Origin of the sequence: Blastococcus capsensis (assembly GCF_030165005.1) — a bacterium.
Classification (GTDB): domain Bacteria; phylum Actinomycetota; class Actinomycetes; order Mycobacteriales; family Geodermatophilaceae; genus Blastococcus; species Blastococcus capsensis.
In genome coordinates, this window is record NZ_JASNNW010000011.1 from 46,203 (window position 1) to 71,369 (window position 25,167).

20 protein-coding genes and 2 tRNA genes are annotated in these 25,167 nt (G+C 74.4%); 1 reads left to right on the forward strand and 21 read right to left on the reverse strand.

What is annotated here, in order from left to right; all coding sequences use genetic code 11:
- Positions 1–34 precede the first annotated feature (34 nt).
- From QOZ86_RS11165 to QOZ86_RS11245, 17 genes are all read right to left on the reverse strand, one after another.
- Positions 35–997, reverse strand: a complete 963-nt coding sequence (locus QOZ86_RS11165) for a glycosyltransferase family 9 protein (RefSeq protein WP_284492038.1) — start codon at positions 995–997, stop codon at positions 35–37.
- A gap of 88 nt (positions 998–1,085) precedes the next feature.
- The gene (locus tag QOZ86_RS11170; RefSeq protein WP_284492039.1) at positions 1,086–2,462 is read right to left on the reverse strand and encodes a PfkB family carbohydrate kinase; all 1,377 of its coding nucleotides are present in this window, start codon (positions 2,460–2,462) and stop codon (positions 1,086–1,088) included.
- Positions 2,459–3,271, reverse strand: a complete 813-nt coding sequence (locus QOZ86_RS11175) for a D-sedoheptulose-7-phosphate isomerase (RefSeq protein WP_284492040.1) — start codon at positions 3,269–3,271, stop codon at positions 2,459–2,461. Before QOZ86_RS11175 ends, QOZ86_RS11170 begins: the two co-directional genes overlap by 4 nt.
- Complete coding sequence (locus QOZ86_RS11180) at positions 3,271–4,485, reverse strand: glycosyltransferase (protein ID WP_284492041.1); 1,215 nt, start codon at positions 4,483–4,485, stop codon at positions 3,271–3,273. Before QOZ86_RS11180 ends, QOZ86_RS11175 begins: the two co-directional genes overlap by 1 nt.
- 52 nt (positions 4,486–4,537) lie before the next feature.
- Positions 4,538–5,518, reverse strand: a complete 981-nt coding sequence (locus QOZ86_RS11185; RefSeq protein WP_284492042.1) for a glycosyltransferase — start codon at positions 5,516–5,518, stop codon at positions 4,538–4,540.
- Positions 5,515–6,588 (reverse strand): glycosyltransferase family 9 protein, encoded by a 1,074-nt coding sequence (locus QOZ86_RS11190; protein ID WP_284492043.1) that lies wholly within the window; start codon positions 6,586–6,588, stop codon positions 5,515–5,517. Before QOZ86_RS11190 ends, QOZ86_RS11185 begins: the two co-directional genes overlap by 4 nt.
- Positions 6,585–8,075 carry an HAD-IIIA family hydrolase gene (locus tag QOZ86_RS11195; RefSeq protein WP_284492044.1) on the reverse strand — a complete coding sequence of 497 codons (1,491 nt, stop codon included), beginning with the start codon at positions 8,073–8,075 and terminating at the stop codon, positions 6,585–6,587. The genes QOZ86_RS11190 and QOZ86_RS11195 overlap by 4 nt, the downstream gene beginning before the upstream one ends.
- Before the next feature lie 323 nt (positions 8,076–8,398).
- A complete protein-coding gene (locus QOZ86_RS11200) occupies positions 8,399–9,397 on the reverse strand; it encodes a tripartite tricarboxylate transporter substrate binding protein (protein ID WP_284492045.1) in 999 nt (332 codons plus the stop codon).
- A 188-nt stretch (positions 9,398–9,585) separates the two neighbouring features.
- Complete coding sequence (locus QOZ86_RS11205; RefSeq protein ID WP_431521214.1) at positions 9,586–10,263, reverse strand: 3-oxoacid CoA-transferase subunit B; 678 nt, start codon at positions 10,261–10,263, stop codon at positions 9,586–9,588.
- A complete protein-coding gene (locus QOZ86_RS11210; protein ID WP_284492046.1) occupies positions 10,260–10,931 on the reverse strand; it encodes a 3-oxoacid CoA-transferase subunit A in 672 nt (223 codons plus the stop codon). Before QOZ86_RS11210 ends, QOZ86_RS11205 begins: the two co-directional genes overlap by 4 nt.
- 33 nt (positions 10,932–10,964) lie before the next feature.
- A complete protein-coding gene (locus tag QOZ86_RS11215) occupies positions 10,965–12,587 on the reverse strand; it encodes a tripartite tricarboxylate transporter permease (RefSeq protein ID WP_284492047.1) in 1,623 nt (540 codons plus the stop codon).
- 1 nt (position 12,588) lies between these two features.
- On the reverse strand, positions 12,589–13,041 hold the full coding sequence (locus tag QOZ86_RS11220; protein WP_284492048.1) for a tripartite tricarboxylate transporter TctB family protein: 453 nt from the start codon (positions 13,039–13,041) through the stop codon (positions 12,589–12,591).
- 170 nt (positions 13,042–13,211) lie between these two features.
- The gene (locus QOZ86_RS11225) at positions 13,212–14,216 is read right to left on the reverse strand and encodes a Bug family tripartite tricarboxylate transporter substrate binding protein (RefSeq protein ID WP_284492049.1); all 1,005 of its coding nucleotides are present in this window, start codon (positions 14,214–14,216) and stop codon (positions 13,212–13,214) included.
- A 48-nt stretch (positions 14,217–14,264) separates the two neighbouring features.
- On the reverse strand, positions 14,265–15,245 hold the full coding sequence (locus tag QOZ86_RS11230; RefSeq protein WP_284492050.1) for a tripartite tricarboxylate transporter substrate binding protein: 981 nt from the start codon (positions 15,243–15,245) through the stop codon (positions 14,265–14,267).
- Positions 15,246–15,362: 117 nt separating this feature from the next.
- The gene (locus QOZ86_RS11235) at positions 15,363–16,913 is read right to left on the reverse strand and encodes an acetolactate synthase large subunit (RefSeq protein ID WP_284492051.1); all 1,551 of its coding nucleotides are present in this window, start codon (positions 16,911–16,913) and stop codon (positions 15,363–15,365) included.
- 100 nt (positions 16,914–17,013) lie between these two features.
- Positions 17,014–17,514 (reverse strand): MarR family winged helix-turn-helix transcriptional regulator, encoded by a 501-nt coding sequence (locus QOZ86_RS11240; protein ID WP_284492052.1) that lies wholly within the window; start codon positions 17,512–17,514, stop codon positions 17,014–17,016.
- Between the two features lie 38 nt (positions 17,515–17,552).
- On the reverse strand, positions 17,553–18,608 hold the full coding sequence (locus QOZ86_RS11245; RefSeq protein ID WP_284492053.1) for a hypothetical protein: 1,056 nt from the start codon (positions 18,606–18,608) through the stop codon (positions 17,553–17,555).
- Positions 18,609–18,852: 244 nt separating this feature from the next.
- Between QOZ86_RS11245 and QOZ86_RS11250 the strand changes: the two genes are divergently transcribed.
- Positions 18,853–20,133, forward strand: coding sequence for a lactate 2-monooxygenase (locus QOZ86_RS11250; protein WP_284492054.1), 1,281 nt, complete (start codon positions 18,853–18,855; stop codon positions 20,131–20,133).
- A gap of 191 nt (positions 20,134–20,324) precedes the next feature.
- Here QOZ86_RS11250 and QOZ86_RS11255 read toward each other — a convergent pair whose 3' ends face one another.
- The 4 genes from QOZ86_RS11255 to QOZ86_RS11270 form a co-directional block, all read right to left on the reverse strand.
- Positions 20,325–23,186, reverse strand: coding sequence for a penicillin-binding protein (locus QOZ86_RS11255; RefSeq protein WP_284492055.1), 2,862 nt, complete (start codon positions 23,184–23,186; stop codon positions 20,325–20,327).
- Between the two features lie 436 nt (positions 23,187–23,622).
- Positions 23,623–23,695, reverse strand: a tRNA-Arg gene (locus QOZ86_RS11260).
- A gap of 20 nt (positions 23,696–23,715) precedes the next feature.
- Positions 23,716–23,804 (reverse strand) — tRNA-Ser (locus tag QOZ86_RS11265).
- A 96-nt stretch (positions 23,805–23,900) separates the two neighbouring features.
- Entirely contained in the window at positions 23,901–25,100 is a 1,200-nt protein-coding gene (locus QOZ86_RS11270; RefSeq protein WP_284492056.1) for an MFS transporter, read from the reverse strand.
- Between the last annotated feature and the right edge of the window lie 67 nt (positions 25,101–25,167).

Here is a 25,167-nt window from a genome sequence, read left to right on the forward strand (position 1 = left end):
CGCACGGTGCACCACGAGGGAGGACACTCCATGATCAGGTTCCCTGATCCCGGCAGGCCCCCAGCGGCGGGAGGGCTTCCAGCACCTCGTCGACGGTGATCCTCGCCAGGGCGGGGTCGAGCTCGGCGCCCCAGGGCTCGCCGGTGCCGTCGCCGTGCCAGAGGACGACGTGCAGGGGCCCCGGTTCCCCGGTCCGTAGCGGCGGGCCCCACAGCGCCGGGGACACCGGGCCGAACAGCACCACCGACGGCCGCCGGTAGGCCGTCGCCAGGTGCGCGACGCCGGTGTCACCGCAGACGACCAGCCGGGCCGCGGCGACGACGGCGGCCAGCTCCATCGACGTCGTCCGCCCGGCGAGCACGCACCCCTCCCCCAGGCCCGCGGCCGAGGCCACCGACCGCGCCAGTTCCACCTCGGCCGGGCCACCGGTGATCCGCACGTCGTGGCCGGCGTCAGCGAGGTGGCGGGCGACCGCGGCGAACCGGTCGGCCGGCCAGCGCCGCCCGGGGTAGGCGGCCCCCGGGTGCACGACGGCGACGCCGCGCACCGGCGGCGGCACGGCCGGCAGGGCGAGATCGAGCGCGTCGGGATCGGCGGGAACGCCCAGCCCCTCGGAGACCAGCCGGCACCACCGCCGCACCTCGTGCTCGTCGGGATACCAGACCGGGCCGGGGTAGCCGGGGCTGTCGAAGGTGAGCAGGCGCTGCGGGTGCAGGTCGGCCACGATGACGTGCGAGGCCGGGCCCTTGCCGTGCAGGTCCACGGCGAGCTCCGGCGGCCGGCCCGGCCAGTGCAGCGGCTCGAGTTCGCGGGCGGGCAGCACCTCGTCGACCGCGTCGATCAGCTCGGCCAGCGGCCGCAGCGGCTCGGTCGTCGCGAGGAACAGCCGGTGGTCGGGGACCGCGGCGCGGATCGCCCGGATCGCCGGCACCCCGGTGAGCAGGTCGCCGAGCCCCAGCGGCCGCAGCACCACGGCCACCGGCTGCCCGCCCCTCACGCGACCGAGGCATAGGAACCTATGCCTATGGAATGGGGTCCGAATCCATAGGCATAGGTTCCTATGCCTGACACTCCGGGGGCGGGCATCAGACGCGGGATCGCTCGACCAGGGCCGTGGTCGAGTGACCGTCGAGGTAGGGCAGGACGACGGCCTGGCCGCCCCAGCCGCGGAGCACCTCGGCCTCCGGCAGGTCGGCGCCGGCGTAGTCGCCACCCTTGGCCCAGACGTCGGGGCGCAGCCGGTCGAGCACCTCGGCGGGGGTGGCCTCGCCGAAGACGACGACGGCGTCGACGAACTCCAGCGCCTCCAGCACGCGGGCGCGGTCGGTCGCGGTGACCAGCGGACGCGACGGGCCCTTGAGCCGGCGCACCGAGTCGTCGGAGTTGATGCACACGATCAGGCAGTCGCCCAGGCCGCGGGCCGCGCGCAGAGTGGCCACGTGGCCGGGGTGCAGCAGGTCGAAGCACCCCCCGGTGGCGACGACGGTGCCGCCGGCCGCCCGGACGCGGGAGATCACCGCATCCACGCCCGGCTCGGCGACGACGTTCCGTTCGGCCGGTTCGGTCGCGTCCCAGGCCGACGCCCCGCCGCGGGCGACGAACGCCGACGCGAACGCGACCGCGGCGGCCACCGCCTCACCGGTGACCGCGCCGTCGGCGAGGGCGAGCGCGGCGGCTGCGGCGAAGGAGTCGCCGGCCCCGCAGGGGTCCCCCCCGGTGACCGCGACCGCGGGGACGACCATCGGCGCCCCGGAGCCGTAGGACAGCAGCGCGCCGCGCGAGCCGAGCGTCACCGCCACCGCCCCGACCCCCCAGGTCCGGATGAGCGCCTCCGCGCGGGCGCCGACGGCGGCCAGTCCGCCGCCCTCGGCCTCGACGCCGGCCGCGGCCGCCACCCGGGCGGCCTCCGCGCCGTTCGGCGTGACCAGCCGCGCACTGCGCACCGGCTCGGCGCCGCGCGGGTGCGGGTCCCAGACCACCGGCCCGCGGGCGGCGGTCAGGGCGGCGCGCACGGCGGGGTCGGCCGTCGTCCCGCGGCCGTAGTCGGCGACCAGCACCGCGTCCGCGTTCCCGATGGCGGCGGCGGCATCGGCCGGTAGCTCGCCGAGCACCGCCACCGGCGCACCGCTGTCGAGCCGGGCGACGGAGTGGTCGCCCACCCGCACCCGCTGCTTGACCGCGGTTCCGCCGGTGGCGGGGATCTCGATAAGCCGGACCCGGCCGGCCAGCAGGGCGCGCAGCCGGTCGGCACCCTCGTCGGAGTCGATCGGGGCGATGAGCACGACCTCACGGCGCCCGGCCGCGGCGGCGATGACCGCGGCCAGCGCCGCACCGCCGGGACGTTCGCGCCGCTCGATGTCCTCGACCACCGGCACCGGCGCATCAGGAGTCAGCCGCGACGCCGTCCCCACCAGGTCGACGTCGAGCAGCGCGTCGCCGACGACGACCAGCGGCCGGCTCACGAGTCCTCCTCGCTGGCGCCCGTCAGCCGCGTTCGCGGAGCTGCTCCGTTCACTGGTGAGCTCGCGAGCTCGCTCACTCCCGCGGCGTCGAACGACGGCCCGGACGGGACCCGCGAGGGCTCGCTCAGCACGGCCGCGTCGAAGGCGGCGCAGACCAGGTGCAGCGCGACCAGGTGGCACTCCTGCACGGTCGCCGTCCACGGGGAATCGATGCAGACCGCCTCGTCGGCGGCAGCGGCCAGCGGGTTGGGCGCCGGCCCGGTGAGGGCCAGCGTGGTGATGCCGCACTCGCGGGCCCGGCGGGCGGCAGCGACGGCGTTGGGCGAGCGGCCCGACGTGGACAGCAGCATGAGCACGTCGCCGGCCCGCCCGTGCGCCTCGACCTGCCGGGCGAACAGCTCGTCGGCCGGGTAGTCGTTGGCGATGGCGGTCAGCGACGAGGTCTCCGCGGTGAGGCAGATGGCGGAGAACGGTGGCCGGTCGGCGCGGTAGCGGCCCACCAGCTCGGCGGTGAGGTGCTGGGCCTGGGCGGCGCTGCCCCCGTTGCCGGCGGCGAGCAGCCGGCCGCGCGACTCGCCGCACAGCACGTCGGCCAGCTGCCGGCCCCAGCGGTCGAGCACGTCCAGCTGGCCGTCCAGCGAGCCGAGCGCGGCGGTCAGCGAGGCGACGTGGTCGGCCCCGGTCAGGTGGGTGCAGGTGTCGGGCGAGACGGCCTCTGCATTGGATGACGGAGCGGCGGTGTTCGGGGCCGCACTCGTCGACCCACCTCCGGTGTCGGGACGGAACGGCTGTGCCGTGCTGTCGAGCATCACCTGGCGACCTCCACGGGACGGCGGCGGGCGAGCACCTGCCGGTAGACGGTTTCGGTGTCGGCGACGACGCGGGCCCAGCGGTAGCGGGCGCGGGCCCGCTTCACTCCGGCAGCGCCGTAGGCGGCGCGCCGCTCGTCGTCGGCGAGCAGCGCGGCGAGCACCTCGCCGAGCCGCTCGGGGTCCCGGGGCGGCACCAGGTCACCGGTGACCCCGTCGGCGACGGTGTCCTGCAGCCCGCCGACGGCGGTGGCGACGACGGGGCGCCCGCAGGCCATGGCCTCCAACGGGGTGATGCCGAACGGCTCGTACCAGGGGACGGCGAGGACGACGTCGGCCGAGCGCACCCACGCCGGCACGTCGGCGCGGGCCACCGATCCGGCGAAGACCAGCCGGTCGGCCACGCCCGCCTCGGCGGCGATGCCGCGCAGCCGCCGCACCTCCGGGTCCGCGTCGAGCACATCGGTCGGGGGACCGCCCACGACCACCAGCTCGGCGTCCGGTACCGCGCGCAGGGCCCGGACGGCGTCGTCCTGACCCTTCCGCTCGACCAGCCGGCCGAGGACGAGCAGCCGCTTGCGCTCGGTCCGGGGCGCGACCGGGCCGCGCGGGGTGAACACCGAGGTGTCCACGCCGCAGGGGACGATCGAGACCCGGTCGCTGGTCAGCCCGAGGCGGCGGAGCTCGAAGACCTCGTCGGAGCAGGTGGCGACGACGTGGCTGACGTCGCGGCACAACCCGCGCTCGAGGTCGATCCGCTCGGCGGGCGAGGTGTCGGCGTCCCCCTGGTGCCGGCGCTTGACCGAGCCGAGGGCGTGGAAGGTCTGCAGCACCGGCACCGGCGCAATCAGGCTCGCCGACGCCTCGACCGACGCGAGGCCGCTCATCCAGAAGTGCGCGTGCACCACGTCCGGGGCCTGAGCGGCCCAGCGGTGCCGCAGCACCCGCGCGAACGCGGGCATGTGCTGGAGCAGCTCGTCCTTGGGCAGCGCCTCGGCCGGCCCGGCGGTGACGTGCACGACGTCGTACCCGTCCGGGGTGGTCACCCGCTCCGGCAGACCGGCGTCGTCGCGGCGGGTGTGCACGGTGACCTCGTGGCCGCGCTGCGCGAGCCCGGCGGCCAGGGCGGCGACGTGCACGTTCTGCCCGCCGGCGTCGACGCCACCGATCGCGGCGAGCGGGCTGGCGTGCTCGCTGACCAGGTCCATCCTCATCGACCCACCTCCGGTGTCGGAACGAAACGGCTGCCCCGTACTACCAGGCACATCACCTGGTCACCTCCTCCAAGAGCCCGTCCCAGTCCCGCAGGAAGCGGTCCAGCCCGTAGCGCTCCAGCGCCGCCGCGCGGGCGGCCTTGCCGGCGAGCCGGGCGGCGTCCTCGTCGTGCACGAACTCGCGGACGGCGGCCCACAGCCGGTCCGGCCGGGTGGCGAGCACGCCGGCGTCGCCGGGCACCGCCTCCACGACCTCGGTGGTGGCCAGCCCGACGACCGGCATCCCCAGGTGCATGGCCTCCAGCAGCGAGAGCCCCAGCGAGGTCCAGCGCACCGGGTGCACGTAGACCCGGCGGCGGGCCAGCTCGACGTGCATCGCGGCCTGGGGCGGATCCTCGAACAACGCGACCCGGTCGGGGTCGAGGCCGTACGTCGAGTGCAGCCCCGCGAGGCCCATGCCGAAGACGTCGACCGGCGCGGCCTGCGCGAGGCCGGGCAGCAGGTCGGCACCGACGGTGCGGCCGCGGCGCACCGGCTCGTTGGTGACGACGGCGGCACGGGCCAGCTCGCCGGTGTACCGCTCGCCCGGGTCGACGATGCCGTGCTCGATGACGGTCGTCGGGGCGCGGCCGTTGTCGTAGAACAGCTCGTTGAAGGAGGTGACGTGCGCGATCGGGATGTCGTCGCGGTCGGCCATCGGGTGCACCGTGTGCGGGACCGGCCCGTCACCGGGCTCGAGCCCCGGCGCGTTGTGCTCGAGGAAGACGGCGGGCAGGTCGCGGCCGGGCTCGCGGCCGAGCCACTCGCGCACCAGCTCCAGGTCGCGGGCGCGCTGCAGCACCACGACGTCGACCTGCTCGTCGCGCAGCTGCCCGGGCGTCACCTCGCGGGCCGACGCCGGCCAGTCCCAGGTGCGGGCCCGACCGAGGCCGTCCGGGCCGCGATCAGGCGTCACGGGCAGCAGGTAGTCGTGGCCGCCCTGGACGAACGACGTCGTCCAGGACCCGTGCACGTGCCAGATCAGGATCTTCACGTTCTCCCCTGGAGGTTCGTCGCCGCCTCGCGGGCTGCGGCGGGGTGTCGGGGACCGGCCGGCTGCTGGACCGTGGCGGTGAGCTCGTCGACGGCGGCGACGACGTCCTGCGCCGTCACCGAGGTCAGGCAGGGGTGGCCGGGCACGGGGCACTCGCGGGCCCGCGTGTCACGGCAGGGAGCCGACTGGTCGCCGAGCAGCACCGTCGGCACGCCGTAGGGCGCCCAGCGGGCGGCCGGGACCACCGGCGAGAACAGCGAGACGACCGGCGTGCCCACCGCGGCGGCCAGGTGCGCCGGACCGGTGTTGCCGACGACGACCGCGGCCGCGCCCTCGAGCAGTGCGGCCATCTCCGCCAGCGACGTCCCCCCGCCCAGGTCGACGCCGCGGGTACCGGCGACGGTCGCGGTCAGGGCCTTCTCCCCCGGCCCGCCGGTGACCAGCACCCGGTGACCGGCATCGGACAGCGCCTGGACGGCTTCGGCGCAGCGCTCGACCGGCCAGGCGCGGGCGGGCACGGACGCCCCGGGGTGCAGGACGATGTAGCCGGGCTCGTGCGCGACCGGGGGCAGGGGTCGTCGCACGGCGAGCCGGCCGCCGTCGCCGTCCGGCAGCTCGAACCCGGCGGCCCGGGCGAGCGACAGCGCCCGCTCGGGCTCCGGGAGGTCGTCGTCGACGCGGTGGCGCACGTCGAGCAGCGAGCCGGGGTAGTCCACGCTGATCGCCGAGATGCGGGGCACGCCGGCCAGGCGCAGCACCAGGGCCAGGGGCAGGGGCGACTGGTGGAACGACGTGGACAGGACTGCCTCGTCGGGCGCCAGGGCCCGGACGCGCCCGGTCAGGGTGGCGACGTCGGCGGCGTCCACCGCCGGCGGGTTCCCGAGGATCCAGGGACAGGCCCACGTCCAGATCTCGTCGACGCCCGGAAGCAGCTCCGCGGCGGCCGCTCCGGCCGGGCCGGCGAGGAAGACCACCCGGTCGGCGCCGTGTGCGACGGCGCGCACCATCGGGCCCTGCAGGAGGACGTCCCCGGCGTTGTCGAGCCGGGCCACCAGCACGGTGCGGGTCACCAGTGGCCGCCCAGGACCACGTCCACCGCCTCGGTCAGGGTCCCGAGGGCCCAGTCGGCGGCCGCGATCTCCTCGTCGCGGGTCACGGGGGTCGGAACCAGCATCCCGACGGCTCCCGCGGCGGTCGCCGCCTCGACGTCGGCGCCGATGTCCCCGATCACCACGCAGCGCACGGGGTCGACGCCGAGCCCGGCGCAGGCCGCGGTGACCATGCCGGGCGCGGGCTTGCGGCAGCTGCAGCCGTCGTCGGGGCCGTGCGGGCAGAACTGGACGGTGTCGAACGGGCCGAGCAGGTCGTCGAGCCGCTTCATGCAGGCGTCCACCTGGTCGCCGGTGATCAGCCCGCGGGCGACGCCGGACTGGTTGCTCACCACGCCGACCCGCACGCCGCGGGCGCGCAGCGCGTCCAGCGCCTCCTTGGCGCCGTCCACCGGGCGGACCCACTCGGGGTCGCCGTTGTACGGGAAGTCGTGCACCAGCGTGCCGTCGCGGTCGAAGAGCACCAGGTCGGGCAGGCCCTTCCAGCGGCGGACACCCACGTGCCGCACCACCCCGCGCAGCCAGTGCCAGGTGGCCAGCGGCGGGATCAGCGCACTGGTGGTCAGCATCGTGCCCACCTCGGCGCGGTCACGGGGACCGGACGCGATGCGCCGCCACGCGAACTCCGCCGTACCGGCCGCCCAGACGGCGGCCGCGGCAGCCGCGGCACCCGGCTTCCGCGCCACGGCCAGACCGACCGCGGCCAGCGCGGTGGCGGTGACCGCCATGTGCTGGGGACGGCGGCCGAGCGCAGCGTCGGCCCGGTCGCGCCAGTCGGGCCCGTGCAGCCGGCGCATCAGCACGTCGTCGGCGTTGCCGGCCTGCACCCGCGCGCTGACCCAGCGGTCGGTGGGCCGGACCGGGTGGGTGATCCAGCGTTCGCCGCGCACCAGGTGCGCGCCGGTGTCCATGACCCGCAGCGCCAGGTCGGAGTCCTCGCGGAAGGCCCGGGGGAAGCGCTCGTCGAAGCCGCCGACCGCGGCCAGCGCCCTGCGGCGGTAGGCGAGGTCGGCGGTGATCCAGCTGGAGGTGGCCAGTCCGGCGGTGCCGCGCTCCCAGTCGGTCGGCTTCCGGTCGGGCGGCAGCGGCACCCGGACGCGGCCCTGGCTGCCGGCGACCTCGTCGGGCAGATCCGCGAGGTCCTGCTCCAGCCGCTGGTACCAGTCGGGGTCGGGGACGACGTCGTCGTCCAGGAAGGCGATCCACTCCGTCCGGGCCGTGCGCCAGCCCAGGTTCCGCGCGCGCGCCGGGCCGCCGCCGCCGGTCCGCACCACGCGCACCGGCGGCAGACCCGGGCGGTCGGGGCGCAGCGGGTCACCGGTGGGCCGGTCGTCGACCAGGACCAGCACGGCCGGCCGGGGACCCGGGGCAGCGGCGAGCGCGTCGAGGAGGACGTCGAGCGAGGGTCGCCCGATCGTCGGCACGACGACGGTGCACTGCGCGAGCATGATCACCCACCTGCCCGTTCTCCAGCAACCGAAACACTACGGGCTTGAAGTGTTCCGCGGCCCAGCCGATCGAGCCGACCCGTCATGTCGAGCAGGGAGCGTCCCGGCAGGTCGGGCTCTGCCCAGACCCGGTCTGGGTACGCCGGTGCGCCGCTGCAGCTCCTCGCGGCTCAGCCCGGCGACCATCTCGCGGGCCACGGAACCGGTGGGCCGACGTCGACGACCGCCAGCTCGGTGTAGCTGCGGTTGCCCCGCGAGGAAGGGGAACGTACCGACGGCACGGGGCCGGCCGCCACCGGCCGGCCGGCTTCCCGACGGGGCGCTCAGTCCTGGAGGATCGGGCCGTAGACCTCGACGATGTCGTCGATCCGCGCCGCGAACTCCTCGGAGCCGATGAACTCGTCGGGCACGTACTGCTCGCCGAGGGTCTCGATCGTCTCCTCCTTGCTGAGGCAGTTCTCGATGGCGCTCTCGAGCGTGGAGACGACGTCGTCGGGGACACCCGCCGGCGCGGCGAACCCCCAGACCGACGTGCTGTAGACCAGCTCGGGGAACCCGACCTGGGCCAGCGTCGGGGCGTCGATGTACTCGATCGGCTCCTCCGGGCTGACGGCGAGCGGCGTGAAGCTGCCGGCCTCGATGTTCTGCAGGACGTCCTCCGTGGAGTTGATGAAGACGGCGTCGACGTTGCCACCGAGCAGCGCGGTGGTCATCTCGGCGTTGCCGTTGAAGGGCACCGCCGTCACCTCCACGTCGTACAGCTCGGCCATGCGCCGCAGCTCCATGGCCTGCGAGGTGGTCGCACCCGGAACGCCGACGTTGAGCTCACCCGGGTTCTCCTTGGCGTACTGGAAGAACGCCTCCGCGTCGGCGAACTGCGAGTCCGCACCCACGGCCAGCACGGAGGGGATCACCTCGCCGACCGCGATCGGCACGTAGTCCTCGTTGGTGTAGCCGACATCGTCCTGGAGCGGGTTGGTGGCCGATGCCGGGACCGCGATGATGCCGATGGTGTGGCCGTCGTTCCCGCCGGCGAGCATCGCCTGCATGCCGACCGAGCCGGACGCGCCCTCCCGGTTCTCCACCACCACGGTCTGGCCGAACTCCTCCTCCAGGCAGGTGCCGACGGTCTGCCCCATGAGAGTGATCGGACCACCGGCGGCGTAGGGCACGATGAGGGTGATCCGCTCGGTGGGGTACTCGGCGGCGGCCGGCTCCCCACCGCCCTCGGCCTGGGGCTCGGCCGCGTCCTCACCGCAGGCGGCGAGGACGAGCACTGACGCCGCGAGAGCGGCGGGGGCGGTGGCACGGAAGCGTCGCATGATCTTTCCTCCGGATGGTTCGAGTCGGACAGTGCGGTGGCTGTCGGCCGAGGATCGGCTCGTAGACCTGCTGGGTCTCGTCGAGGACCTCGGCCAGCTCGTCCGCGCCGGCGAACTGCTCGAGCACGTGGTGCTCGCCGAGCTGCCGGCGCACCTCCTCCTCCCCAGGCCGGCCGCGGCGGAGCAGCTCAGCCGCCGGCGGGAACCAGGACGGCGACCTCGTCGGCGAAGGTCAACGGGGCGCCGGTGCGCCGCTGCAGGTCCTCCCGGGAGAGGCCGGCGACCATGTCGCGGACCACGAAGCCGGCGGGGCCGACGTCGATGACCGCCAGCTCGGTGTAGATCCGGTGCACGACCTGGGCGGCGGTCAGCGGGTAGGTACACTCGGGCAGGAGCTTGGGTCGGCCGTCCGGCGTGGTGTGCATCATCAGCACCAGCACCCGCTTGGCGCCGACGGCCAGGTCCATGGCTCCGCCGACGGCCGGGGGCAGGTGCGCGTCGTCGGTCGCCCAGTTGGCCAGGTCGCCCTGCTCGGACACCTGGAAGGCGCCGAGGACCGTGACGTCGATGTGGCCGCCGCGCATCATCATGAACGAGTCGGTGTGGTGGAAGTAGGAGCCGCCGGGAACCAGCGTGACCGGGGACTTGCCCGCGTTGATCAGCTCCCAGTCCACCTCGCCGGGCGCCGGCGCGGGCCCCATGCCGAGGATGCCGTTCTCGCTGTGGAAGATGATCTCCTTGCCGGCGGAGATCACGTCCCCGACGAGGGTGGGCATGCCGATGCCGAGGTTGACGTAGGAGCCGTCGGGGATGTCGCGGGCGACCCGTGCGGCCATCTCGGTGTGCGAGAGCTGCGGGACGGTCACGCTTCCTCCTCCACCTGGACGACCCGGTCGACGAAGATGCCCGGGGTCACCACGCTCTCCGGGTCGAGGTCGCCGAGCTCGACGAACTCGCGCACCTGCACCACGGTGAGCGTGGCGGCGGTGGCCATCGTCGGGCCGAAGTTCCTCGCCGCCTTGTTGTAGACCAGGTTCCCCCAGCGGTCCCCCCGCAACGCCTTGACCAGCGCGACGTCGCCGCCCAGCGGCTCCTCGAAGACGTGCCGCCGTCCGCCGATCATGCGAACCTCCTTGCCGCGGGCCAGCAGCGAGTCGGCACCGGCGGGGGTGAAGAAGCCGCCCAGGCCGGCGCCCGCCGCGCGCATGCGCTCGCTGAGCGTCCCCTGGGGAACGAGCTCCAGCTCGATGGTGCCGGCCCGGTAGAACTCCTCGAACCAGATCGAGCCCATCGACCGCGGGTACGAGCAGATGATCTTCCGCACCCGCCCTTCCCGGATGAGCGCGGCGACGTCGGTCTCCCCGCTCCCGGCGTTGTTCGTGACGATCGTGAGGTCCCGGGCCCCCTGGTCGAGGACCGCGTGCACCAGCTCCACCGGGACGCCGGCGGCACCGAAGCCGCCGACGAGGACGGTCGAGCCGTCTGCCAGCCCCTGGACCGCCTCGGCGAGGGACGCCACCCGTTTGTCGATCACTGCCGCCCCTCACGTTCGATGGAATCCGGTCGGTCAGGAGCGATCGCGCGGCACCCCGCTCTCGGCCGGAGGCGCCTGCTCGTCGGTGGTCTCGTTGCCGGGGGTGCCCTCGGGCTCGGCGGTGGTCCCCGTCGCGGCGAGGTCCTCCTCCCCCGGGGTCGCCGGCCGGCTGCGACGGCGACGCTTCCGGATCCCCGAGATCACGCTGATGATGATCACCAGCGCCATGAGGGCGAAGATGGTTCCGGACATGGGCCGGGTGATGAAGGTCGAGAACTCGCCGCCGGAGAGCAGCATCGATCGGCGGAAATTGGTCTCGAGGATCGAGCCGAGCACGAAGGCGAGCACCAGCGGGCCCGGCTCGAACCCGGTCTTCTTCATCAGCCAGCCGACGAGGCCGAAGAGCAGCACGACCCACATGTCGAACGAGTCGTTGTTGACCGAGAAGACGCCGGCCATCGTGACCAGCAGCGCGAAGGCGGCGAGAATCCCGGACCGCACCCGCAGCAGCTGCACGAACACCCCCACCAGCGGGATGTTCAGCGCCAGCAGCATGAGGTTGCCGATGTACATCGACGCGATGACGCCCCAGAAGATCTCGGGCTCCTGGGAGATCAGCTGGGGGCCGGGTGTGATGCCCTGGACCAGCAGCGCGCCGAAGATCAGCGCGAGGACCACGTTCGCCGGGATGCCGAGGGTGAGCAGCGGGATGAAGGCCGAGGTCGACGAGGCGTTGTTGGCCGTCTCCGGCCCCGCGACGCCCTCGATGGCGCCCTTGCCGAACCGGCTCGGGTCCTTGGCGCGCCGCTTCTCGGTGGCGTAGGAGGCCAGCGAGGAGATGACCCCGCCGCCACCGGGCAGGACGCCGATGAAGAAGCCCATCACCGAGCCTCGGGCGATCGCACCCGAGGAGTCGCGGAAGTCCTTGCGGCTCGGCCAGACGTTCTTGAGCTTGGTCTTGATCGCCTGGGCCTTCTCGGTCTTCTCGACGTTGTAGAGGATCTCGCCGACGCCGAACAGGCCCATGGCCACCGCGACGAAGTCGAACCCGTCGAACAGCGCGATCTGCCCGAAGGTGAAGCGGGTGGTCCCGGTGATGTCATCCTGGCCGATGGTGGCCAGCAGCAGTCCCAGGGCCGCCATGCAGAGGCTCTTCACCGGGTGCCGGGTGCCCAGGTAGGTGACGAGCAGGATGCCGAGAGCAGTGAGCGCCACGTACTCCTGCGAGCCGAACTCGACGGCCAGGTCGGCCAGCGGCGGCGCCAGCAGGGTCAGCCCGATAACGGCGACCGTGCCCCCGATGAACGAGCCGACCGCCGCGATGCCCAGGGCGGGGCCGGCCCGGCCCTGCTTGGCCATCTGGTAGCCGTCGAACGTGGTGACGACCGAGGCCGCCTCGCCGGGCAGTTGCAGCAGCACCGAGGTGATCGTGCCGCCGTACATCGACCCGTAGTAGATGCCCGCCAGCAGGATGACGGCGGTGACGGGCTCGACCTCGTAGGTCAGCGGCAGCAGCAGGGCGATGGTCGCCGTCGGCCCCAGGCCGGGGAGCACACCGATGACCGTGCCGATGAGCACGCCGAGGAAGACGTAGAGCAGGTTGATCGGGTCGAGGGCGACGGCGAAGCCCTGGCCGATCCCGTCGAGAATGCCCACGTCAGCGCCCCGTTCCCGCTAAGAGGATGCCGTCGGGGAAGGGCACGGCCAGTGCCACCTCGAACAGCAGGTAGAACACCAGCGCGCCGCCGACCGCCAGCGGGACGGCCCAGCGCCACGGCTCCTTGGCGAACAGCCGCAGCCAGAGGAGCAGCATGAGGATGGCCGGGATGACGAAGCCGAGGATCTCGAAGAGCACGATGAACACCGCGAGGCTCAGCAGCCCGCCCAGGATGCGCAGTGCGTTCCGGTTCCACTGCTCGTAGTCGTCGGGGTCGTCGATGAACAGGAGCAGCAGCGCGGTCAGCGCCATCAGCGACGCCACGATGAACGGCCAGAGCCCCGACCCGGGAGCACTCAGCTCTCCGAGCCCCAGCTGGTACGCGCCGTACATCGCGGCGAGGCCGAACACCAGCAGGACCGCGGGGGCCAGCCGGTGCAGGTGCTTGGACATCGGGAACTCCAGGGGACGCGGGGACCGGGAGCGGACCGGCGGCGGGGGGGGGGGGGGGGGGCGGGGGGGGCCCCCCCCCCGGGCGGCGGCCCGCCCCACCGGGGGGGGGGCCGGGCGGGCCCCGGGCGGGGGGGGCCCCGGCGGGCCGGGGCCCCCCCCACGGCGGGGCGTCACTCCTGCAGGATCGGGCCGTAGGCCTCGATGATGCTGTCGATCCGCGACGAGAAGGCATCGGAGTCGATGAACTCGTCGGGCACGTACTGCTCACCCAACTGCTCGCGGACGTCGTCCTTCTGCAGGCACGTGTCCACCGTCTCCTCGAGCGTGGAGACGACGTTGTCCGGAACGCCGGCCGGCGCCGCGAGACCGAAGACCGACACGCTGTTGGTCAGCTCGGGGAAGCCGGACTCCGCGAGGGTCGGCGCGTCGATGTAGTCCACCGGCTCCGCCGGGCTGACCGCCAGCGGGAGGAAGCTGCCGGCCTCGATGTTCTCCAGGACGTCCTGGGAAGAGTTGATGAAGACGGCGTCGACGTTGCCACCCAGGATGGCCGTGGTCATCTCGGCGTTGCCGGTGAACGGCACCGCCGTCACCTCGACGCCGTACTCCTCGGCCAGCCGCCGGAGTTCCATCGCCTGCGACGTCGTCGTGCCGGGGACCCCGACGTTGAGCTCGCCCGGGTTCTCCTCGGCGTACTGGAAGAACTCCTCGGCGGTGCTGAACTGCGAGTCCGCCCCGACGATCAGCGCCGACGGGATCTCGGTGACCACGGCGATCGGAACGTAGTCCTCGTTCGTGTAGCCCACGTCGTCCTGCAGCGGGTTGGTCGCCGAGGCGGGCACCGCGATCAGCGACAGGGTGTAGCCGTCGTTGCCGCCGGCGAGCATGGCCTGCATGCCGACCGAGCCGGAGGCACCCTCCCGGTTCTCCACGACCACGGTCTGCCCGAGCTCTTCCTCGATGCAGGACCCGATCGTGCGCCCCGCCAGGTCGGTGGGGCCACCGGCGGCGTAGGGGACGATCAGGGTGATGCTCTCGGTCGGGTAGTCGGCGGCGGCCGCGTCGCCGCCGCCCCCGGCGTCGGTCTCGGGCTCGGCCGCGTCGTCACCGCACGCGGTGAGGACCAGGACGGACGCCGCCAGCAGGGCTGGGGCGGTGGCGCGGAAACGTCGCATGGTGTGGTTCCTCCGGTAGTGCGGGGTCGGTACTGGGTGGTGCGCAGGTCAGCCGAGGATCGGCTCGTACGCCTGCTGTGTCTCGTCGAGGATCGAGCCCAGCTCCTCGGCGCCGGCGAACTCCTCGGGGACGTACTGCTCGCCGATCGTCTGGCGGACCTCGTCGCTGTCCAGGCAGGTCTGCAGCGTGTCCTCGAGCGTCGTCACGACGTCGTCGGGCAGGCCGGCGGGGCCGGCGAGGCCGAAGGTCGAGCCCGAGAGGGTCAGCCCTTCGTAGCCCAGCTCGGTGAAGGTCGGGGTGTCGGGCAGCCAGGACAGCCGCTCCTCCGACGACGCCACCAGCGGCTGGAACGCCCCCGCCTCGATGTTCTCCACGACGTCCGAGGACGCGTTGATCAGCACCGCGTCGACGTTGCCGCCGAGCAGGGCGGTGGTCATCTCGGCGTTGCCGTTGAAGGGCACCGCGGTGACCTGGACGTCGTGCTCGTCGGCGAGCCGCTGGAGCTCGATGGCCTGCGGCGTCGAGGCGCCGGGGACCCCGACGGTGACCGTGCCCGGTTCGGCCTCGGCCGCGGCGAAGAAGTCCTCGGCGGAGGCGAACCGCGAGTTCTCACCGACCGCGACGACCGAGGGCACCTCCGACATGACGCCGATCGGGGTGAAGTCGTCCTTGGTGTAGTCGAGGTCGTTGGCCAGGGGGGTCAGGACCGTGGTGCCGGCGGTGACCAGCGACAGGGTGTACCCGTCGGGCTCGGCGCCGGCCAGCTCGGTCATGGCCAGCGCACCGGATCCGCCCTCCATGTTCTCGACCACGACCGTCTGCCCCAGCTCCTCCTCGAGGCAGGCGCCGACGGTGCGGGTGGTGAGGTCGGTGGGGCCACCGGCGCCGTAGGGCACCAGCATCCGGATCGACTCGGTCGGGTACGAGGCGGCGGCCTCCCCGGCGGGGGCGGCCTCCTCGGCGTTCTCACCGCACGCCGCCACGAGGCCCAGCAGGACGAGGCCACCGAGGGCTGAGTGGATCCGCATGGTTCCTCCGGGGGGGTGGTCACGGCCACCGCGGGTCTCGCAGTGGCCCGGGTCACGACGATGTAAGCACAGGCGGAGGACGGTGGCGCCCGGTGGTCGGCAACGATCCGGACTCGATCACGGACCGGGCAGGACCACATCGATCAGGTGCGGGCCGGGCTCGGCCAGCGCACGGCGGAACTGCTGGATCAGGTCCTCGGCGGTCCGCGCCCTGGTCGCCGGGACGCCCATGCCCGTCCCCATGGCCGCGAAGTCCAGCTCCGGCCGCCCGAGCTCCAGCAGGTCCCTCGCCCGCGGCCCGGAGGCCGACGCTCCCACGTTGGCGAGCTCCCCCTCGAGGATCCGGTAGGAGCGGTTGCTGAACACCAGGGTGGTGACGTCGAGCCCCTCGCGGGCCTGGGTCCACAGGGCCGAGACCGTGTACATGGCACTGCCGTCGCCCTCGAGGCAGATCACCGGGCGCCCCGGCGCCGCGACCGCGGCCCCGGTCGCCACCGGCAGCCCCTGGCCGATCGCTCCCCCGGTGAGCGTGAGCCAGTCGTGCGGCGGCGCACCCGCGGTCGGGCCGGGCATCTGCCGGGTGGAGGTGACCCCTTCGTCGACCACGATGGCGCCCTCGGGGAGCAGCGCACCCAGGATCCGGCCGATCGAGTCCAGGCTCAGCTCGCCGGTGGGCAGCTCCGGCCGCCCGGCCGGCTGCAGCACCGCCTCCGCGGGGGCGCCCACGAGGTCGGCGAGCCGCTCCAGCGCACCGGGCAGGTCGTCGGCGACCACACCCAGCTGGTGCACCTCGCAGCCCTCGGGCACGAGGTCGCTGGGCTGGTCGGGATAGGCGAAGAACGACACCGGGGGCCGGGCACCGACCAGCACCAGGTGGCGGACGCCGGCCAGCCGCCGGGTGACCTGGCCGGCCGCGCGCGGGAGGCGCTCGACCACCGGCCGGCCCGCGCCGCGCTCCAGCCGGGCGGGGAACGTCTCGCAGAACAGCGGCGCGCCCACGGCGGCCGCCACCCGGCTCGCGGCCACGAGGCCCGGCGTCCGGGTCGCTCCCGCGCCGACCAGCAGGGCGCACGGCTCGCCGGAGGTCAACACCGCGGCCACGGCGGCGACGGCGTCGTCCGGCACCGCCGCCGGCGCCTCGACCGGTAGCGGCGCGGCGATCGCGGCACCGGCCGACCAGGAGGTGTCCGCGGGCAGGACCAGCGTGGCGATCTGACCGGGAGCGCTGCGCGCCGCGGCCACGGCGGCCGCGGCGTCGTCACCGACGTCGGCCGAGCTCGCGGAGCGGCGCAGCCAGCCCGACACGGTGCCGGCGAGCGCGTCGATGTCCGACTCGAGAGGCGAGTCGTAGGCCTTGTGGTAGCCGGCGTGGTCGCCCACGACCGTCACGATCGGCGTCCGCGCACGACGGGCGTTGTGCAGGTTGGCCAGCCCGTTGGCGAGCCCCGGCCCCAGGTGCAGCAGGACGGACGCGGGGCGGCCGGTCATCCGTCCGTAGCCGTCGGCGGCACCGGTGGCCACGCCTTCGAACAGGCAGAGGACGCCGCGCATCTCCGGCACCTTGTCGAGCGCGGCGACGAAGTGCATCTCCGACGTGCCGGGGTTGCTGAAGCAGACGTCGACCCCGCCGTCCACCAGCGTGCGGATGAGCGCCTGGGCGCCGTTCACGCGCGCACCCCGGAGGGGAGACGCGCCGGGTGATGCCGGTCACGGAAGGCTGTCACGCCGGAGACCGTACGCGCGCCGCGCCCGGTCCACCCGGCCGAGGTCAGCGGCGGCTGCGGGCGGCGGCCGAGACCCGGGCCAGGGCGTCGGTGACGACGGCCGCGTCGTCCCCGACCAGGGCGAGCAGGTGGGCGACGAGCTCGTCGTGGGTGACGCGGGCCGCCTCCACCCGTTCCCGGCCGGCCGGGGTCAGCCGGGCGTGCAGCAGGCGCTTGTCTATCTGCACCCGTTCCCGGATGACCAGGCCTTCGGCGACCAGCCGGTTGATCGTGCTGGTGACGCCGGGCCGCGAGAGCCCGACGGCCTCGGCGACCTCCCCCATCGAGGCCCGCCCGCCCGACGAGTCGGCGATCCGGCGGAGCGCCTCGAAGCCGGTGAGGGACAGGTCGTGGTGGCGGTGGAGCGCCGAGTCGACCCGTCGGGTGATCCGGTCGTGCGCCTGGACGATGCGCAACCACGTCTCGGCGGGGCGGGGAGCGACTCCTGGAAGAGCGGCGGCGTCCCGGGGGACTTCGCGCGCGAGCGCGTCCTCGGACAGTGACACCTGCCCATCGTCCCCGGAACCGGGAACGGCGAAACCGGTCAGGCGGTACGGATCGGGCCGCGCCGGCGGTCGGCGCGCTGCTGACCCGCGACCGAGACCAGCGCGCCGACCGTGCCGACGAGCGCCACCGCCGCCGCGATCAGGGAGGCGAGCGAGACGGCACCGCGCGTCCGGCCGGCCGGCTCCAGCGCGGCGGCGACCTGCAGATCCACACCGGTGCTGACGGCGGAGTCGACGCCGACGAGGTCGAGGATGGCGGGGCCCGCCGTCACGTCCCCGGGGATGCGGACGTCCACGCGTACCGCGCCGTCGGGGTCGGCGGTCGCCGTGGCGAGGACCGTGTCGCTGCCGCGGAGCTGGATGTCCACCCGCTCACCGGGGATGAAGCCCGCTCCGCGCAGGCTGACCGTGCCCCCGGACGCGACCTGCGGAGCACGCGCGGCCGCGAGCGCCGGGACCGCCGGCGGGGTGCTCGCCGGAACGGAGGTGACCGACGGGGTGCCGGTGCCCGTCGTGCCGGTCCCGCTGCTCGTGGTGGTGGTTCGGGGTGACCGGCTGGTGGCCACCGCGACCCCCGGCTCGGAACCGGAGCCGGCGGCCGAGCCGGTGCCGGGTGCGGGGGCCGTGGCACCGGCTTCCACACTGGCCGTCGGCGGCGCGGGCGGGGGCGGTGGCGGGGAGAGGGCGAGCTCGCAGTCCTCGACCGTGGGCCGGGTGAGCGTGTAGTCCTCGAGCTCGTCGACGTACGCGACGCCGGAGCCGTCCCGGGCGGTGAACTCCAACCGTGGGTCGATGGTCTCCCCGGGTGCGACGTCGCCGGTGCGCAGGACCGTGCGCTCCTGCGCGACGAGCACGACCTCGTCTTCGCCCGCCGCCTGCCGCGTCGTGGCCAGCCGGACGGTGTACGGGACGCTGCCGGCGACGACCTCGACCACGATCCCGCCCGGGTGGCAGCTGGGCCCGTGGGTCACCCGAGCGTCGGGACGGGTCGGGTCGTCGATGGCCAGTGCGCTGCCGGCGCCGGCGACGGCGGCGGCGAGCAGCGGGACGAGGAGCCCGGCCACCATGCCGGCCGAGCGGGCGCCCCGCGCCATCCGCGCCGACGTGGTCCGCGTCGGCGCGGCGAACCGCTCCCACCTGCTGGTCAGCCCGATCTCCCCTTTGCGATGCGCTGGAGTTCCAGATGATGCAGGACGTGACACTTCGTTGCTAGCCCGTTACCCGCGTGTCGCGCGGCGTGTCGGCAATTCGTGCCCCGCACAGCCTGCGCGAGCCCGTCCGTGTGCCCGCCGACGTCCCCGCGGTACCGGGTGAGGGCACGGTCACTACGGTGGCCGCGTGAACGAGGTGGGTGTGGGTCGGCGGCGGCAGAACGAGGTGTACCGGGCCGGGGTCTACGGCCACTTCCCGCGGGTGCCGGTCGGCATCCGGCGGTTGCAGGAGCGGGCCAAGCGGGTGCTCGACGCCCGGGCCTACGCCTACGTGGCCGGTGGTGCGGGCGACGAGACGACGCAGCGGGCCAATCGCGCCGCGTTCGACAAGTGGGCCGTCGTCCCCCGGGTGCTGCGCGACGCCGGCGCGCGCGACACCTCGGTGGAGCTGTTCGGACGCCGCCTGCCTGCACCACTGCTGCTGGGGCCGGTCGGCGCGCTCGAGCTGGTGCACCCGGAGGCCGACCTCGCCGTCGCTCGCGCGGCCGCCGCCACCGGCGTCCCGATGGTCTTCTCCAACCAGGGCTCCCGGTCGATGGAGGAGTGCGCGGGCGCGATGGGCGACGCGCCCCGCTGGTTCCAGCTGTACTGGTCGACCTCCGACGAACTGGTCGAGAGCCTGATCGGCCGGGCGGAGGCCGCGGGCTGCGACGCCCTGGTGGTCACTCTCGACACGACGATGCTCGGCTGGCGCCCGCGCGACCTCGACCTCGGGCACCTGCCCTTCGCGCTGGGCAAGGGCATCGCGCAGTACACCTCCGACCCCGTCTTCCGCCGCCTGGTCGAGGAGCGCGCGGCCGTCACGGGCCCCAAGGAACCACAGCCGCGCCCGACCCCCGCCGCCGTCAAGGCGCTGGTGACGATGGCGAAGGCCTGGCCGGGCTCGTTCCGCGACAACCTGCGCTCACCGCTGCCCCGCGCCGCCGTCGAGACCTTCCTCTCCATCTACTCCCGGCCCTCGATCAGCTGGACCGACCTCGCCTGGCTGCGCGAGCGCACGACGCTGCCGATCCTGCTCAAGGGCGTGCTGCACCCCGACGACGCCCGCCGCGCCCTGGACGAGGGGATGGACGGCGTCGTCGTCAGCACCCACGGCGGCCGGCAGGTGGACCGCTCGATCGCCGCGCTGGACGCGCTGCCCGACGTCGTCGCCGCGATCGGCGACCGGGCACCGGTACTGCTGGACAGCGGGATCCGCAGCGGCGCCGACGTCTTCACCGCCGTCGCCCTGGGCGCCCGGGCGGTGCTGCTGGGCCGTCCGTTCGCCTGGGGGTTGGCACTGGCCGGCGAGGAGGGCGTCCGCCAGGTGATCTCCGACGTGCTGGGCGAGTTCGACCTCACCCTGGGCCTGACCGGGCACACCGCCGTCGACCAGCTCAGCCCGGACATCCTCCGCCGCGTCGGCTGAGGACCTCTCGGTACAGGGAGTTCCTCTCTCCTGCGGTGTGCGGACGACACTCCGGGGCGGCCTTGACGACGCCGTGTGACGTAGGCCACAGTGGGATCCGGGCGGGGGTAGCCGGCAACGAATGGCTACCCACTGCTGGGTAGACCGACCAACGCGGCCAGACCGTCAGGACCGGCCCCCCGCCCCCACTCCTACTCCCCCGTGCCCGGCGCGTTCCCCGTCGGCGGCGGGGGTTCCTGCGTGGGCTCCCCGGCCGGCGGCGGTTCCGGCGTCAGTTCCGCCGGGGGCTCCGGAGTGGGCTCCGCAGGTGGCGGAGGCCCGGGCGACGGCTCCGGAGCGGGCTCCGCAGGCGGCGGAGGCCCGGGCGACGGCTCCGGTGCCGGCCCCGGGGTCGGCTCCGCAGGCGGCGGAGGCTCAGGCGACGGCTCCGGGGTCGGCCCCGGGGTCGGCCCCGGGGTCGGCCCCGGGGTCGCCGGGGTCGGCTCCGCAGGCGGCGGAGGCCCGGGCGACGGCTCCGGTGCCGGCCCCGGAGTGGGCTCCGCAGGCGGCGGAGGCTCAGGCGACGGCTCCGGTGCCGGCCCCGGGGTCGGCTCCGCAGGCGGCGGAGGCTCAGGCGACGGCTCCGGGGTCGGCTCCGCAGGCGGCGGAGGCCCGGGCGACGGCTCCGGTGCCGGCTCCGCAGGCGGCGGAGGCGGCGGAGGCGGCGGAGGCGGCGGAGGCGGCGGAGGCGGCGGAGGCGGCGGAGGCGGCGGAGGCGGCGGAGGCGGCGGAGGCGGCGGCGGCGCCCAACGCGCACCGTTGCTGACCAGCACCGTGACGGGATCGCTCTGCTGCACGAGGCTGCCGGGCCCCGGCTGGACCCCGAGGACGACGCCCGGCGGGCGGCCGCTGTCGACGCGGGCGAGCGTGGCGGTGAGATTCCGGGCACCGAGGATCCCGCGGCACCGGTCGGCGTCCTGCCCGGCGCAGCCCGCGGGCACGGTCGCCCGCGTGCCGTCCACGTACCGGACGTCGGCCGGCGGGAAGAGCACCGGAGCGCGGGCGCTCAGGATCGGCTGCATCGCGTCGTGCCAGATCTGCGCGGGCATGCCGCCGCCGAAGCCGCCGACGTCCCGGTTCTCGACCGGGTCGTAGACCATCACGCTGGCCGCGAGCTGCGGCGTGTAGCCGACGAACGTGACCGAATAGTTCATCTGCGTCGTCCCGGTCTTGCCGGCGATCTGGTGCCCGGGCACGTAGGCACGCTCACCGGTCTGGCCGGGGAACCCGGGCTCGACGTCCTTGCGCAGTGCTCGGGTGAGGGTGTGCGCCAGCGCGGGGTCCACGACGTCGGCCTCGCACTGCGGGCCACCCAGCGGCTGGCCGTTCTCGCCGAGCAGCGGCTGCCCGTCGCGGTCGAGCACCCGGACGATCGGGGTCGGCGCACACCGCGTGCCGCCGGCGGCCAGCGTCGCGTAGGCGTTGGCCAGGTGCAGCGGGCTGGTGGCCTCGGACCCGAAGGAGAACGAGCCGCGGTTCTGGGCGACGACCTCGTCCGCGATCGGGTCCAGGGAACGCAGCCCCAGCCGCTGGGCCATGCGCACCGGCGCCTCCACGCTGCCCAGCTGGTCCTGGAGCGCCAGGAAGTAGGTGTTCGAGGACATGTACAGCGCGCGCTCCATGTCCAGCGTGCGCGGGTAGCGGCTGGCGTTCTCCACGTCGTAGGGGCCGTCGCCGTCGCGGTAGACCGTCGACACGTAGGGATCGGAGGTGGTGATGCGGTGGTCCAGCCCGAAGCCCTGCTCCATCGCCGCGGCGGCGGTGAACACCTTGTACGTGGAGCCGGAACCCTGGCCGGCGGCGACGTTGAGGTTGACCGTCGTGTAGGCCGGATCGCCCGGGACGACGCCGAACTTCCGGTTGACCGACATGGCCAGCACGCGGCCGGTGCCCGGCTCGACGACGGTGTAGATGCCGGCGCGCGGATCCTGGAGGCCCAGCGTCTTCACCACCGCGGCGTCCCCGGCCCGTTGGATGGCCGGGTCCAGCGTCGTCTCGATGGTCAGCCCACCCGTCTCGAGCTCCGCCTCGCTCAGGCCGAGGGTGCCGGTGAGGTGGTCCAGGGCGTAGTCGCAGAAGAAGCCGCCGATCAGCGCCTCCCGGCAGCCGCGCGGCGGGGGCTGGCCGGGGGTGACCACGACCGGGGTGGCGCGGGCCGCATCGGCCGCGGCCTGGTCCACCATGCCCAGCTCCGCCATCCGCGCCAGGACGACGTCGCGCCGCTCGGTGGCGCGTTCGGCGTTGACGAACGGGTCGTACCGGGTGGGGCTCTGCACGAGGCCGGCGAGCGTGGCGGCCTGCGCGAGGGTGAGGGCGTCCGGCGTCGTCCCGAAGTAGGTGGAGGCCGCGGCGGCCACCCCGTACGCGCCGGCGCCGAAGTACACCCGGTTGAGGTAGCGGGTGAGGATCTCGTCCTTGGAGTACTGCTGCTCCAGGGCGAGAGCCAGCTGTGCCTCGCGGAGTTTGCGGCCGAGGCTCTCGTCGGTGGCGGCCTCGCGGGCGTCGGGATCGGTGGCCGTCTGCAGCCGGATCTGCTTGATGAGCTGCTGGGTGATCGTGGAGCCGCCCTGCACCACCTCGCCGGCCGAGAGGTTGGTCAGGAACGCGCGGGCCAGCCCCCTGCCGTCGACCCCGCTGTGGTCGAAGAAGCGGCTGTCCTCGATGGCGATGAGGGCGTCCTTCACCACCGGCGCGATGGCCTCGCCGGGCACCGGGGTGCGGTTGCGCCGGTAGAGCTCGGCGATCAGTGAACCGTCGGCGGCGAGGATGCGGGTGTTGCCGGCCGGCGTGAGGTCGAGCAGGTCGGCGCTGACCGGGCGCAGCAGACCGGCGCCGGCGTTGGTCGCCATCGATGCGCCGCCCACGAGCGGCAGGGCCAGCCCCGCGAGCAGCGCACCGGCGAGCACCACGGCCAGGGCCAGCTCCAGCACCGCGCCACCGCGGCGCACCGGCCTGCGCGGCGCCTCCTCGACCCCCGGGAGCGGCAGTCCGTCGATGGAGGGACGGGGCGACACGGGTCTCCTCGGCGCAGGCGGCAAGAGCAGGGCCCGCGCGGCGGGCCCTGGCCCCTCGATACCCCCGTCCACCGAGCTCGCCACCGGTCGGCGGTGTCTGTCACGCGATCGCAAAGTGCGCGATCGACGTCGCTCCGGAGCGCGCTCTCGCCGTCCGGGACACTGCGGGGTCCGTCGTCCTCGTGCGGTCGAGTCATACGAACTCGTGGCGATCAGCGCCTGATGGCCCCGAATTCGCATGACTCGACGAGGCAGCGACCCCCTTCGCTCCGAAGGCGCGACTTCAGCAGAGGCGCCGGGGCTGCCAGCACGCGAGCAGCGCCGCACGAGCGGGGCAGCCGGCCGGTAGGCGAGGACGCGGCGGCGGACCCCGGAAACGAATCTGCCGCGCCGCCCCCGTCGGGGCTGCGCGGCAGATCGGTGTCTCAACCAGACGTGCACCCGAAGGGATTCGAACCCCTAACCTTCTGATCCGTAGTCAGATGCTCTATCCGTTGAGCTACGGGTGCGTGTGTTCAGTTGTCGTGCGCGGAGGCTCCGGGATTTGAACCCGGGATGGGGATTAACCCAAACCGCATTAGCAGTGCGGCGCCATAGACCGGACTAGGCGAAGCCTCCCGGGGCTCGAGTCACCTCGTAACCACCGAGGAGAGAGACTACCAGCGCCCTCCCGGGGGCTCCCAGCCCGGGTCCGCGGCCCGGACCGGGTGAGGGTCAGGCCGGCACCGACTCCCGGACGGCGGCGACCGGCGCCATGTCCCGCCCGGGCACCAGCGTGACGACGACGGCCGCCGCGGCACCGGCGCAGGCGAGCACCAGCGCCCCGGGTACGCCGAACCGCCCCTCGATCAGCACACCGCCGAGCGCCGCGCCCACGGCGGAGGCGCCGACCGTGATGGTGGACAGCCAGGTGAAGGCCTCGGTGGTGGCGTGCACCGGGGCGATGGACCCGACCAGCGAGCTCTGCACGGTGAGGGTCGGCGCGATCGCCGTCCCTCCGAGGAACAGCAGGACGCCGAGCGCCCAGGGGCTGGAGACCCAGGCCAGCGGCGCGAGGCCGATCGTGACGCCGAACAGCAGCCAGCGGTACTGCCGGGGGAGCGACGCGCTCATCACGCGGGCGCCGAACCACAGCCCGCCGGTGACCGAGCCCAGCGACCACACCGCGAGCAGCAGGCCGGAGAGGCCCGGCGTGCCGGTGGAGTCGGCGAACGCGGGGATGGCCACCTCGAGCCCGCCGAAGCCCAGCATCACGGCCGAGCCGCTGAGCAGCACGCGCGGCATGCCGGGGGTCAGCACGGTCGAGAACAGGCTCGCCGCCGCGGCGGGCGCGGGCACCCAGGACCGGGCCGCACCGGCGATGCCCAGGGCCCCGCCGACGGCCAGCGTGCCGGCCACGGCGACCGCCCACGCCGGCGCCGCGAGCACCGAGAGCGTGGCGACCAGCGTGGGGCCGACGACGAAGACCAGCTCGGTCGCCGTGGCGTCGAGGGCGTAGGCGGTGGAGCGGCTGCGCTGGTCGGTCCGCGACCACAGGGCGCGGACGGTGCCGGAGACCAGCGGCGTGCTGGCGCCGGCCAGGCCCGAGGCGGCGACGACGGCGGCGTCCGGTGCTCCCCCGAGGACGACGGCGACCAGCAGGGTGAGCAGCAGCGGGTAGAGCGCCGCCTGGGCGAGCAGGATCGGCCGCGGGCCCCTCCGGTCGGCGAGCCGCCCCAGGACCGGTGCCATCGCGGCCGAGGCGACCCCGAGGGAGGCCGCGGCGAGACCGGCGACCGCATACGAACCCGTCTGCTGCTGCACCATGAGCAGCAGCGCGAGCGGCACCATGGCGGACGGGAGGCGGCCGGCGAACCCGGCGAGGAGGAGTACCGGGGCGGAGGGAAGCCGCCAGACGGTGAGATAGGCACGCACGCTTGCACTCGTTTCACACTGCAGGGAAAGGAACAGTAGGTGGTCAAGGACCGTTGACCGCCTACGC

What these genes read in the sequence shown, in the direction of transcription:
- QOZ86_RS11175 (WP_284492040.1), bottom strand. Translation starts at nt 3,271, where the DNA reads ATGCTCGACAGCACGGCACAGCCGTTCCGTCCCGACACCGGAGGTGGG.
- QOZ86_RS11180 (WP_284492041.1), bottom strand. Translation starts at nt 4,485, where the DNA reads ATGAGGATGGACCTGGTCAGCGAGCACGCCAGCCCGCTCGCCGCGATC.
- QOZ86_RS11195 (WP_284492044.1), bottom strand. Translation starts at nt 8,075, where the DNA reads ATGCTCGCGCAGTGCACCGTCGTCGTGCCGACGATCGGGCGACCCTCG.
- QOZ86_RS11200 (WP_284492045.1), bottom strand. Translation starts at nt 9,397, where the DNA reads ATGCGACGCTTCCGTGCCACCGCCCCCGCCGCTCTCGCGGCGTCAGTG.
- QOZ86_RS11220 (WP_284492048.1), bottom strand. Translation starts at nt 13,041, where the DNA reads ATGTCCAAGCACCTGCACCGGCTGGCCCCCGCGGTCCTGCTGGTGTTC.
- QOZ86_RS11225 (WP_284492049.1), bottom strand. Translation starts at nt 14,216, where the DNA reads ATGCGACGTTTCCGCGCCACCGCCCCAGCCCTGCTGGCGGCGTCCGTC.
- QOZ86_RS11230 (WP_284492050.1), bottom strand. Translation starts at nt 15,245, where the DNA reads ATGCGGATCCACTCAGCCCTCGGTGGCCTCGTCCTGCTGGGCCTCGTG.
- QOZ86_RS11245 (WP_284492053.1), bottom strand. Translation starts at nt 18,608, where the DNA reads ATGGCGCGGGGCGCCCGCTCGGCCGGCATGGTGGCCGGGCTCCTCGTC.